This is a genomic window from Pelorhabdus sp. sgz311002, assembly GCF_056134285.1.
On the sequence record NZ_JBWBCL010000007.1, the window covers coordinates 116,366 to 128,710 of the forward strand.

The 12,345-nt window shown below is 44.6% G+C and carries 10 protein-coding genes and 2 other annotated features; of the genes, 9 read left to right on the forward strand and 1 reads right to left on the reverse strand.

Going from position 1 to position 12,345, the window contains the following annotated elements; translation table 11 throughout:
* Nucleotides 1–58: 58 nt before the first annotated feature.
* From AC0NJP_RS11930 to AC0NJP_RS11955, 6 genes are all read left to right on the forward strand, one after another.
* Nucleotides 59–907: a hypothetical protein gene (locus tag AC0NJP_RS11930; protein WP_474699932.1), complete on the forward strand. Its 849-nt coding sequence runs from the start codon at nucleotides 59–61 to the stop codon at nucleotides 905–907.
* Between the two features lie 141 nt (nucleotides 908–1,048).
* Complete coding sequence (locus AC0NJP_RS11935; protein ID WP_474699933.1) at nucleotides 1,049–1,471, forward strand: universal stress protein; 423 nt, start codon at nucleotides 1,049–1,051, stop codon at nucleotides 1,469–1,471.
* Between the two features lie 75 nt (nucleotides 1,472–1,546).
* Nucleotides 1,547–1,777: a binding site (T-box leader), on the forward strand.
* Between the two features lie 81 nt (nucleotides 1,778–1,858).
* A complete protein-coding gene (locus AC0NJP_RS11940; RefSeq protein WP_474699934.1) occupies nucleotides 1,859–3,136 on the forward strand; it encodes an MFS transporter in 1,278 nt (425 codons plus the stop codon).
* A gap of 46 nt (nucleotides 3,137–3,182) precedes the next feature.
* Complete coding sequence (locus AC0NJP_RS11945; protein WP_474699935.1) at nucleotides 3,183–3,395, forward strand: hypothetical protein; 213 nt, start codon at nucleotides 3,183–3,185, stop codon at nucleotides 3,393–3,395.
* Nucleotides 3,396–3,645: 250 nt separating this feature from the next.
* On the forward strand, nucleotides 3,646–4,959 hold the full coding sequence (locus AC0NJP_RS11950; protein ID WP_474699936.1) for an amidohydrolase: 1,314 nt from the start codon (nucleotides 3,646–3,648) through the stop codon (nucleotides 4,957–4,959).
* 68 nt (nucleotides 4,960–5,027) lie between these two features.
* Nucleotides 5,028–6,209: an MFS transporter gene (locus tag AC0NJP_RS11955; RefSeq protein ID WP_474699937.1), complete on the forward strand. Its 1,182-nt coding sequence runs from the start codon at nucleotides 5,028–5,030 to the stop codon at nucleotides 6,207–6,209.
* A 16-nt stretch (nucleotides 6,210–6,225) separates the two neighbouring features.
* On the opposite strand, the gene AC0NJP_RS11960 is transcribed toward AC0NJP_RS11955, so the two are convergent.
* Nucleotides 6,226–7,512 (reverse strand): MFS transporter, encoded by a 1,287-nt coding sequence (locus tag AC0NJP_RS11960; RefSeq protein ID WP_474699938.1) that lies wholly within the window; start codon nucleotides 7,510–7,512, stop codon nucleotides 6,226–6,228.
* A gap of 64 nt (nucleotides 7,513–7,576) precedes the next feature.
* Nucleotides 7,577–7,772: a binding site (T-box leader), on the reverse strand.
* 207 nt (nucleotides 7,773–7,979) lie between these two features.
* Here AC0NJP_RS11960 and AC0NJP_RS11965 point away from each other — a divergent pair.
* The 3 genes from AC0NJP_RS11965 (at nucleotide 7,980) to AC0NJP_RS11975 (ending at nucleotide 12,339) form a co-directional block, all read left to right on the forward strand.
* A complete protein-coding gene (locus AC0NJP_RS11965) occupies nucleotides 7,980–9,317 on the forward strand; it encodes a GTP cyclohydrolase (RefSeq protein ID WP_474699939.1) in 1,338 nt (445 codons plus the stop codon).
* A 187-nt stretch (nucleotides 9,318–9,504) separates the two neighbouring features.
* Nucleotides 9,505–10,686 (forward strand): M20 metallopeptidase family protein, encoded by a 1,182-nt coding sequence (locus AC0NJP_RS11970; RefSeq protein ID WP_474699940.1) that lies wholly within the window; start codon nucleotides 9,505–9,507, stop codon nucleotides 10,684–10,686.
* Nucleotides 10,687–10,806: 120 nt separating this feature from the next.
* On the forward strand, nucleotides 10,807–12,339 hold the full coding sequence (locus tag AC0NJP_RS11975; RefSeq protein WP_474699941.1) for an AbgT family transporter: 1,533 nt from the start codon (nucleotides 10,807–10,809) through the stop codon (nucleotides 12,337–12,339).
* The last annotated feature ends 6 nt before the right edge of the window (nucleotides 12,340–12,345 follow it).

The window sequence follows — 12,345 nt, forward strand, 5'->3', positions numbered from 1 at the left end:
TTCTGTTTCGATAAAGATAGGTGAGGCAGGTTGTTTTACAACATAAGGAGGTTTTTTGATGAATATTTCTTCTGTCAACGATACAGCGAGTTTGTATTATCGCCATCATCACAAAACAACAGCGAATTCTAGTGATAGTGCGGCAAGCAATACAACGAGTAGTACGACAAGTGTCGCAAATACTGCAAGCCAGGATAGTTCTGGGCTTGATAGTACAGCTGCGCAGGCTTTTTTTGCTAGTCTGATGAGTCAAAGTATTTTGCCAATCACTGCGAGTGATTCGGCTAGTACGGAAACGACTGTAAGCGATTCGACTTCTGCGGCTACTACTTCTTCAAGTAGTACGAGTACGACTACTTTGTCCTTAAAAGATTTTCTTGATAAAGTGAAAAATGGAACCGTGACAGATTCGGACCTTAGTACCATGCAAAGTGAACTTGCTGCTATTGAAGGAGAGTCTGGCAATGGTCTGATGCCGCCAATGCCGCCGGAGCCACCAGCTTCTAATAGTGAATCGACTTTGCAAACGACGACTAGCGATTCTTCAAGTAGTACTAGCACGACTACTTTATCCTTAAAAGATTTTCTTGATAAAGTAAAAAATGGAATCGTGACAGATTCGGACCTTAGTACCATGCAAAGTGAACTTGCTACTATGATGAATGTAACTGGTCAGAATATGGTTAATATGGTTCCCCCGCCCCCGCCGCCAGAAGATCAAGAGTCTGCCGTTACTGGAGTAGCTGCTACTGATTCGAGTATAAGTTCTTCTGATGACTCAACTCTGAGTTCTTCTACTAACTCTACTTCGGCGACGCTTGCGGCTTGGCGCAGTCAAATTTCCGACTCTTACCTGCAAAATAGTTATTACTTTAATCCTTCGAAGGGGTTTGACGCCAAGTCCTAAAGAAAACTGCCTGCCTCAATTGTTGTAGTTATTACGAATTTGCAAACGGAAAAAATTGTCGAATGGAATAATTCGCTGTATAATAAGAATGAGGGAAGAAACTGTTTCAATCCCCATAAAGGCAAAAGGGAGGGTTCTGCGATGGCAGGAAAAAAACTAATTGTCGCTTATGATGGATCACCTGACAGTAAGAAGGCCTTAACAATGGCTGTTGATTATGCCAAGGAAATAACAAGTGAAATTCACATTTTGTCGGTCTACGATGTGCATTATGCCTTGGCCGACGGCGCTTACTACAGCGAATTTGCTAAAGAAAGCGAACAGGCTTTTGAAGAGAAAATGACTTTAGGTAAAAAGTTTTGTGAAGAACAAGGAATTGCTGTAACAACAGAAGTCCTGCAAGGCGATCCCGCTGATGAAATCATTAAATATGCTCGTCGACAAAAGGCCGATTTGATCATTACAGGTACGCGAGGTCTTGGCGGTTTTGCCCAACTGCTGCTAGGAAGTGTAGCGCATCGCTTAGTTACCTATTCGCCAATACCTGTGCTTGTGGTAAAATAAATCAATAAATTAGTGTTGACAATTTTGCTTTGAAAAGCTAGAATATCATTAACAGTTGTAATGTGTGTAACATTGTAATAGGCAATGAACGGAAATAGTAAAGGGAAGAATAGTTTGCAGAGAGCCAGGGGGTGGTGAAACCTGGTAACTTACTTGTCTTGAACTCGTCCGTGAGCTGCTGCCCGAATTAGTAGGGTTAGCCGGGGTTCCCCCGTTATAGGGATAGACGGTGTTAGCCGTTGAAGAAGCGGGTTCAGTTTGTTTGAGCCAATTAGAGTGGTACCACGAGTAGCCTCCGTCTCTAGAATGAGACGGAGGCTTTTTGACGTCTTTACGGAGTTTTAGGAAAAGAGTGCACTTAACAACAAGGAAAAGAGGGATGTAATTATGCAGGAAATGAGTGGGAAAGCAGACAAAAATCAAAAATGGATTATGTTGTTTTTACTGTGGCTTATGTTTTTTGTGGCCTATTTGGATCGTGTCAATATTGCCGTAGCCGGGCCGACTATGATGAAAGAACTAGGAATGAGTCCGCTGGTTTTTGGCAGTGTCTTATCGGCTTTTACTTTTGGCTATGCTCTTACACAGATTCCCGGTGGCTTTTTAGCTGATAAATTTGGCGCTAAACGTATGCTTGTGATTGCGCTTGTCTGGTGGTCAATTTTTACGGGCATAACGGGACTTGTTTCTTCGGTGACTTCCTTAATCGCTGTTCGGGTGCTCTTTGGTATTGGTGAAGGCTTAGGCATTGGCGCTCAGTTTAAGTTAGTAGGCGATTTTTTTTCTTCTAAGGAGCGATCTTCAGCCAACGCTTTGTTTTTGACGGCCTTGGCGATGGGCCCTGCTTTCGTAGCGCCTTTGGCCAGCTATCTGATTGGGATTCTCGGTTGGCGGGAACTCTTTCTCTGTTTTACCATACCCGGACTCATTATGGCCTACTTATTTCACCGTTTTACACCGAAAAATCCGGCTGAAGCAGCACCAGCAGCGGAGATGTCGGAAAATATGGCGTCAGAGCCTAGTAAAGAAAGCAGCGCTTCTTGGAAAGACGTACTGGCTTTTCCTACTACCTGGTTGATATTTTTTACTTATATGTCTTTCAATATTGCTTTTTGGGGCTTTATGTTGTGGCTGCCAAGTTATTTGAGTATGAGTCGTCAAATTGCTCTTAAATCTATGGGGATTTATGCATCGCTTCCTTATATGGCTGGCTTCTTTGGTTTGCTTTTTCTCGGTTGGCTAGGCAGCAAGCCGCTTTATCGCTATCGGGCTGCTTTGATTTCTGTGAGCTACTTGATTGCCGGAATTGCGCTTTATGTGGCCTTTATTCAAGAAACTGCCATGGATTGTCTTATGGCTCTGTCTTGTGCCGGTTTTTTTCTTTATGGTGGTTTTGGTCCTTTCTGGGCTGTCGTACTTGATCATATCCCTGAACAATTTCGGGCAACTTTAAGCGGTTTCGTAAATTTTGGCGGTCAGATCGGCGGCTTTTTAGCGCCAATTATTGTCGGCGCTATTGTGTCGACCACAGGATCGTTTTTGGGTGGCTTTTTGTTTATGACTGGCGGATTAGTCACGGCGTCGGTGCTGCTTTTGGTATTGCAGATATTAGGCAACCGCAAAATAAAGCGAGAAGCAAAGGTGAATGTAGTGCTAGAACACTAATGAGGCAGAACTAGATTATATTCAATCAGGCGGCGATTTAGCTGACATGGTTTCCTACCTATCTGTACAGGCCAAAGATTTCGGCGCTTTGGGCTGGGTTGTAGTAAGCGATATTTCACCGAAAGAAATGCTGGGGTTAAGTGGCGGAATTTTTAATTTTGCGGGTAATATGGCGAGTATTGTTACACCGATTGTGATTGGTTATATTTTAAATGTAACTCATTCCTTTAATGGCGCCCTGATCTTGTTGGCGCGATAGGGATTTTAGGCGCTCTTTCTTATTTGTTCATTGTCGGTGATATTAAACGGGTAGAATTTGATCATCTGAAATAAAGCGTATTTATAACAGCAAAAAAACGTCGTACTAAGTAGCTTAGTGCGGCGTTTTTGCTTTATAGCGGTACTGTGCGATTCGTGAAAACAAGGGAACAGGAGATTTTTTGATCCTGACGAAGTAAGAAAGTACATTGTAAGAGAATATATTTGTTTGAGGGAGAGGGATTTTCGTTATGGAACAGACCTGTATAGAATTAGCGAAAGCTTTATCGGAAAAAACAATTGCGCGGCGGCGTGATTTTCATAAACACCCCGAAACCGCTTGGACGGAGTTTCGTACAGCGGCTTTGATTGCTGATGTTTTGACGGATTTAGGTTATGAAGTACAAGTTGGCGCCGAAGTGGTGAACGAAGCAGCAATGATGGGAGTTCCGTCTTCCGAAGAATTGGAGCGCTGCCGACAGCGCGCTTTAGCGGAAGGCGCTAAAGAACAATGGATTGCTAAAATGACTGGCGGTAAAACAGGCGTTGTTGGCACTTTGTCTTTTGCAAAGCCTGGTCCGACGGTGGCGCTGCGTTTTGATATGGATGCCAATGATTTATCGGAAGTAGCAGAGCTAGACCATAGGCCCTATGCCGAAGGGTTCGCTTCAATCCATCAGGGAGCTATGCATGGTTGCGGTCATGATGGACATAGCGCTATCGGTCTTGCTGTAGCGGAAATTTTAAAATCGCTTGCCAGTCAGCTCGCTGGACAGATTAAGCTTATTTTCCAGCCGGGTGAAGAGGGCGTTAGAGGCGCTAAGTCAATGGTGGCAGCAGGCGTTGTTGATTCTGTCGATTCTATTTTAGGGATGCATTTGGGTGTTTCTTTAACAAAATTAGGACAACTCAGTTATAAGACGGACGGTTTTTTTGCTACAACGAAAATAGATGCTTTGTTTCACGGCAAAGCGGCTCATGCCGGCGGGGCGCCGGAACAGGGGGCTAATGCGCTTGTGGCGGCAGCGACAGCGTTATTGAATCTTCAGGCGCTATCACGGCATAGTCAGGGTGATTCCCGCGTAAATGTGGGTGTGCTTAGCGGCGGCAGCGGGCGTAATGTAATTCCTGATCAGGCTTTTTTGGCCTTGGAAGTACGTGGCGAGACGAGTGAAGTCAATCAATTTATGAAGGAACGTGTCTTGCATATACTCGAAGGAGCGGCCATGATGCAAGGGGTTACGGTTGAACACAAAGAAATGGGCAGTGCCGCTGGCTGCCGTAATGATGAAGCCTTGGCTAAGCAGGTAGAAACAGCAGCTGTAGCAACTGGTCTATTTGACGAAGTGACAGCAGCGAATGCTGGCGGCGGCAGTGAAGATTTTACCTATTTCATGGAAGGTGTGCAGGCTCACGGCGGTCAAGCAGTTTATACTATGGTCGGAACCGAATTGGCGGCGCCGCATCATAATGGGAGATTTGATTTTAATGAAGCGGCTTTATGGCGAGCTGCCGCTTTTTTGAGCACGGCGGTTTGTCAATTACTACAATCAGAGAAACAGTAAAAGCAGCTGGATCTCATTGCTATTTTTCTTCCCTTATGGCATAATAACCAGGAAATGGGGGAGAATTTATGTTTGCGATGCTTTCCAGTATGCCGCGGCAAATTTGGGCAATTGCTCTAGGTCACGGCGTTACTGATTTATCACCAGGGGCGCTTTATGTAGCGTTGCCGTTTTTTAAAGCGCAGCTTGGGCTGACTTATGCTGAAACAAGCATGATTGTGCTGATTCAAAATATAACTGCTTCTTTATCGCAGCCTATTTTTGGCTATTTTTCGGACCGTACGTCCCGTCCGTGGATTATGCCGATAGGCTGTATTCTTTCTGGACTGGCACTGTTAGCTTCTTTGCTGGTAGAGAATTACTTTGCTGTGCTTGTTTGTACCGCTTTAAGCGGTTTAGGAAATGCGGCGTTTCACCCGGAAGCGGCGAAAATGGTGAATCGATTAAGCGGCCGTTCTTTAGGCAAAGGGGCGAGCTTGTTTAGTGTTTGGGGGAATTTCGGTGTTGCCCTTGGAACGCTCTTAATGGCTTTTTTATTAGGACAACAAAACACGGCTTACTTCTATATTTATGCAATTCCTGTCTTGCTGTGTGGCGCACTATTAATGCAGGTAACGCGAACCTTGCCACCGCTTGCTACGACGAAGAAACGGGCGGCCCTTACTGTAAAAACGGCGATTCAGTGGCCCGTTTTTGCTTTATTGGGGATGGTTGCCGCTAGGGCGACGGTGTCCTCGGGGATTAGCGCCTTTGTTCCCTTGTATTATGTTTCTTATTTACAAGGAAGCACATTTTATGCCAGTTCGCTGTTGACAGTCTATATGATTTTTGGCGCGCTCGGAACGGTTTTTGGCGGATTTATGAGTGATCGTTATGGTAGTAAGCGGGTAATGCTTTGTTCCATTTTACCAGTCGCGCCGCTTATGTATCTTTTTTCCTATTCGAGTGGTTGGTGGCCTTTTGTGACTCTAGGGTTAGTCAGTATTTTATTGACGGCTACCTTCACTAGCAGTTTAGTGCTTATTCAGAAAATGATGCCAGGCAATATTGCTTTGGCGTCAGGCTTGAATCTTGGTTTTAGTGTAGGACTTGGTACGCTTGGCGTTCTTTTTTTAGGACGTGTCGCTGATACGTGGGGAATGCCACTCATTTTTATGATTTTGTCCCTGTTGCCGCTTATTGCTTTTGTTTTGACTGTGTTTATTAAAGAACCCGATCGTTCTACCGAAAAAAATAGTCGCCTTGTATAATACAAGGCGCTATTTTTTATGATAAAATCTCTTGATAGGTTTTTTTGTCAGTCGTTGGGGTAATCGCTAAATCAGGTTCCACAGCTAACCAGGCCAAAATACCGATTACAGCTGATCCCGCTGTGGCGAGTAAGGTAAATTGCCAGCCATAGTTTGTAGCAATCCAGGCTGTAGCAATCGGCGCCACGACGCCGCCTACATTGCCGCAAAAATTCATCCAGCCAGCCACAGAGCCCGAATATACGCCGCCTAAATCCATGCAAGCAGGCCAGGAAGTGGAGAAGGTGAGACCTAAAGAGCCGAGAGAGAAGCTGAGATACAAGACGTTGATCCAGGGCGTTGCCGCTTGAGAAGCGAAATACATAAAAATGGCACAGCCGCCTAAGCCAGTCATCGCGAACCAGGAGCGACATTTGTTTTTGGCTACGCCTTTGGCGACAAGATGATCACTGCAGAAGGCAGAGCCCATGTTAACAAGGAATAGAGCAACCCAAGGCAGGGAAGCGCCGATGCCCATTTGAGCCAGGGAGAAATGTTGCGCTTCCATTAGATAGAGAGGCAGCCAAGACAGGTAGACATACATAATGTAGGCTGTAATAAAGTATTGAATACCAATCGCCCAAAACTGGCGAGATTTTAAAAAGTGCTTCCAGGGAGCGACGCGGTTACTATTTCCTAAAGAGCGATTACCGCCGATAATATAATTCTTTTCTGCTTCATTCGCAAAACGGCTTTCGGCTGGATGATTGTAAGCTGTCAGATACCAGAGAGCGGAAAGGGCAACGCCTAAAACTCCTAAGATATAGAAAACAGAACGCCAGCCAAGCGTCATGATGAGCAGTACCGTAAAAGCCGAACCAAGCATTGGTCCGACGAAAGCGCCGCCGCTCATGAAAGCAGAAGCCTTTGCTTTTTCACTGTCGTGAAACCAGCGAGAAATAAAAACACTTAAAGCCGGGAATAAGGGACCTTCGCCAATGCCAACTAAGGTGCGGACTAAGGCAAAGGCAAAAAAGTTTTGACACAAACCGGTAAAGACTGTAAACACGGACATGCACAGCGTAGCTATAGCTACAATCAGACGGTGACGGAAAAATTCAGCCAGCATGCCGCCAGGAATTTGCATTAAGGCGTAGCCTGCAAAGAAGAGAGTTTGAAGCAGTCCCACATCTACCTTCGTGAAACCGAATTCCTGCATAAGCGATGGGGTTGCTGCTGATAAAATTACACGATCGATATAGGCAGTGAAGCTAATGATAAACATAATGAGTGCCAGAATCCAGCGAAAACGGGAAGTTCTCATAATTACACCATCCTTTTTTGTTGAGAAATACAAAAAGCCCCTATTGACAAGTCGTTAACTTGCCAATAGGGGCGAATGTTTCGCGGTACCACCCTACCTTGGGCTCAAGTCCTATAACGCGAGAGAGCGCAACCGCCTACTAAAGTTCAGCAGTTGAATTCCTGGGGGAGAATTGTCAAGAAGCTTTGTACCGATTTACACCAACCATCGGCTCTCTGTGACCAAAGATCTTTTGACTTTTTCCCAGTCATTATTTTTAGCAAAATTCTATTCGTAGTAGAAAGAACCATACAGGCTTGCAAGCGATGCTGTAATAGTGTAACTTATTGTTGCATAGGTAGAGCCTGTTTGTCAAGAGAAAAATATAACTAACCAACGATAACATGTATGATTTTATGCTGTGACAATGTATAATATGTATAATATGATCAAAAAAAGATCCTTTTTTTATGCCGGAAAGCGAGGTCATGATGAATAAAATACGTATGGCTATTATTGGACCATCTGATTCGGCCGCCATGGCCTATGAGGTCGCTTTAGAGCGGACTGACTGCTTGATTCCGCTACCCTTTGTTTATGAGGATGCCATAGAAGTGGAACAAATTCTAAAAGACCATGCTGATGATTTTGATGTATGTCTGTTTTCCGGCATTGTGCCTTATGAACGGGCTTTAGCTTTAAAGCTGACTAAGCCGATGTTTTACGTTCCTCATAATGGTTCTAGCTTATATCGAGCCTTATTGCAGATTACGTATATGGAGAAACTGGCTATTGATAGTATCAGCTTTGATACTTTTAGCGAGCAGGAAGTCACGGAAACCTTTCGAGATATTGATTTTCCATTGCCGAATATGTATATTCATAAATACCAAGGGATTGTACTAGCTAGTGAGCTTACTGAATATCATTATGAATTGTGGCGGCAGCACAAGACGAAAATAGCCGTGACCTGTATGCTAGCAACTTACAAAAAGCTAAGAAAACTTGGTGTTCCCGCTTTTCGAATTTGGCCGACGCGAAGCAATATCCGGACAACACTTGATGTGGCGATCCATTCCTTTGAAGCTGAACGATTTAAGGGAGCGCAAGTAGCGATTCAACATATTTCCCTTGACGATTATGATGATATTGTGCGGGCTAGCTCCAGTTATGCAGCGAAAAAAATTGAACTCAGCCTCTATGAAATTTTGGTAAGCTATGCGCAAGCCTTGCAAGGATCGATTGTGACTCGCGGCGCTGGTCAGTATACATTATACTCAACACGAGGCATTATGGAAGAGATGACAGAAGGCTTTACCATTATTCCTATTTTGGAAGCGATTACCCGGAGTGTCGGGGCGAAAGTGAGCGGGGGAATTGGTTTTGGCGATACGGCTTATGCAGCCGAGGAGAATGCTTTTCGTGCTCTCGGTGCGGCGAAACAGCGCGGCAAAGGGTTGTGGATGGCTGTGACGGATGAAGGCGAAGCAATTGGCCCGTTAAGTTCGGCCATTCATTTAAAATATTCGGTCAGGGCCGATGAAGTTGCTTATCGCAAGCTTGCTGATACTTTGAAAATTAGTGTTACTACAGTTAACAAATTGTTGGCGGCGCTGGATAAACTAGATCGTGACAGGATTATGGCGGATGACTTGGCAGTTTATTTGGCAATTACGCCAAGAAGCGCTAGGCGTCTTCTCGCTATGCTGGTTGAACACGGTTTAGCCGAAACGGTTGGTGAAGAGCTCTTAGCAAAGGGGCGTCCACGTAAACTTTATAAAGTAAGAGTCAGTCAATTGCTGCAATCTGTGATGACTGTCTCTTGACAAATTGGCAAACTTTTTTTAAACTACAAATAGAATTATGTTTTGAGCAACGAAGCTCTCGCTAACAGCGGGAGTTTTTTATTTTTTATTTACGGAAATGTCTTTTAAATGTCCCAAAACATATGCTATGATAAAAGAAAGGAAAAAGGGGTAAACGCCCTTTAAGGGCAAAGGAGCGAGTGATACAATGGATAGGACACAAATGATGCAGGCGTTAGCAAAAGATCTGATTGATTGGCGGCGGCGTTTTCACCGCAGTCCGGAAATAAGTAATCATGAAGAACAGACAGCTGCTTTTATTGCTGCTGAGCTTAACAAGATGGGAGTTACCTATCAAACCTATCAAGAACATTTTGGTTTATGCGCCACCATAATAGGGGCGCTTCCCGGCCCAGTTATTGCTTTTCGGGCTGACATGGATGCCTTGCCAATTCAAGAAGAAAATGAGGTAGATTATCGGTCATTACGGCCGCAAGTCATGCATGCCTGCGGCCATGATGGTCATATGGCGATTTTATTGGGGCTTGTGAAGCAGTTTGCGGCAGCGAAAGATACTTTGGCAGGAACAGTAAAATTTATATTTCAACCGGCAGAGGAGGCCTCCCCAGTGGGGGGAGCGGAGCTCTTTATGGCAAGCGGTATTCTTGATGATGTGTCAGCTATTTTTGGACTGCATATGTGGCCCGATCTCCCCTGTGGACAGATTGGTTTGCGTCAAGGGGCGCTGATGGCTGCTTCTGATAGACTGACCATTGAACTTGAAGGTCAGGGAGCTCACGCTGGACAACCGCATCACGGTGTTGATGCCATTATGATAGCTGCTGATGTGATGCAGGGAATCAGTCAAATCGTGAGTCGACAGCTCAATCCTTTAGAAACAGCTACGATTTCTATTGGCAAAATATCAGGTGGGGAGCGTTATAACGTAATTGCCCGCAAAGTAACTCTAGAAGGAACGGTTCGTACACTTGACGAATCGGTTCGTTTAGAGATTCCCGAACGTTTAGAACGACTGCTAGCGGGATTCACAGCAGCTCAGGGAGCGTCTTACCATTTGGATTATCAACGAGGCTATCCGATTTTAATGAATTGGCCGGAGCCGACTCGATTGGCTACTGAAGCGGCTGAGACCATAATTGGTCAGGAAAATGTGCAATCCAATGTGAAGCCCGTTTTGGCAGCAGAAGATTTTGGACGCTATTTGACGAAATATCCCGGCGCCTTTTTTTGGTTAGGCTGTGGTAAAAGCGGTGAAAAAAACTATAGTCTCCATAGTCCTCGTTTTGATATGGACGAGGCGGCTTTGGCAATCGGTGCAGAAATTTTATATGAAACAGGCTTACGAGCTTTGGCTTTTTATCATAAATAATGCTAAGTCTTATGATCCGTGTTTAATGGGAGAACGTCGGGAGGTGAAGCGGTATTGAGCGACTCTCGTTTAGCAGGCAAGCGGAGCTAGTAGAAAAAGATATTGGAGGAGAGTGACTATATGGGTTCTTTGTCAACAAATCAGCAAACGATGGAAACACCAAAAGGTTTCTTAGGGAAGCTGGAGATCATTGGTAACAAACTGCCGAATCCGGCAATCCTTTTTCTGCTTTTAATTGCTGTTTTGGCAATTATTTCAGCTGTTTTATCAGCTTATCATGTAACAGCGCTGCATCCTATGACCCACAAGACGATCGCAGTAAAGAGCCTGATCAGTCAAGAAGGTCTGCAATGGATCATGACCGATATGATCAAAAACTATATTAACTTTCCACCGCTTGGCATGATTATGGTCTTAACTTTAGGAATTGGTCTTGTTGAAAAAACGGGTCTTATGGAAACCATTTTAAAGACGGCCATTCATGCGATTCCGAAACGTTATATTACTTTTACGATTATTATTATGAGTTTTATGAGTCATTTGGCGTCCGATGCAGCGATTGTCGTTGTACCGCCCATTGCTGCGATGGTTTTTTATTCGATGGGGAGACATCCCTTTGTCGGCTTTGCCGCTTCGCTTGCCGCAATTTATTCCGGTTTTACAGCGAATATTTTGATTGTGACGACAGATGTGTTGCTATCAGGTATCAGTACGCAGGCGGCTAAAATTGTCGATCCTAGCATGGTGGTAACACCCATTGATAACTGGTATTTCATGTGTTTTGCTGTATTTTACTTATCCATTTTAACGACAGTTGTTACGGAGAAATTTGTAGAACCGCGTATGGGCGTTTATCATGGTCATCAGACGGTTTCGTTAGATAAGCCGACAGTTGAGCAAAGTAAAGCGCTACGACTGACTGGTTTGGCGACACTGTTGTTTGTTGCTGTTTTGCTGTTGCTTGTTGTACCAGAAGGGGCTTTATTGCGGAATCCCGAAACGGGCGGTATTCCAGGATCGCCTTTTATTAAAGGGATTGTACCGCTACTGTTTCTGTTTTTCTTAACAGTTGGTCTTACTTATGGGATTAAAGTGAGAACAATTCAAACAGGCGATGATGTAATTCGTATGATGACTGAATGTATGAAGGGGCTTGCAGGCTTTCTTGTCATGGTTTTTGCGATCGCTCAGTTTATTGCCGCCTTTACCTGGACAAATATTGCAACCCTTATTGCTACATCAGGCGCTGAGTTCTTGAAAGATATTGGTATGACCGGGCTTCCGGCTCTCTTATGTTTTATGCTTTTCGGTCAGTTTATGGGACTGTTTATTGCCAGCGGCTCGGCTATTTGGGCGCTCTTATCGCCTGTCTTTATACCGATGTTTATGCTGCTTGGCTATCATCCGGCCTTTATCCAAGTGGCCTTCCGGGCCGGTGACGGCGCTTTTAATACGATTCAGGTCGTCAATCCCTTTCTGCCGCTATTTTTAGAAACACTGAAAAAATATAAAGAAGAAAGCGGGATTGGCACCTATTTATCGTTGATGCTGCCTTATGCTTTGTCTTTCTTTGTTATGTGGTATGTTCTCTTTATCTTCTGGTACCTCATGGGATTACCAGTCGGGCCGGGGATTCCGCAGCGCTTGTGGTAAAAGAAA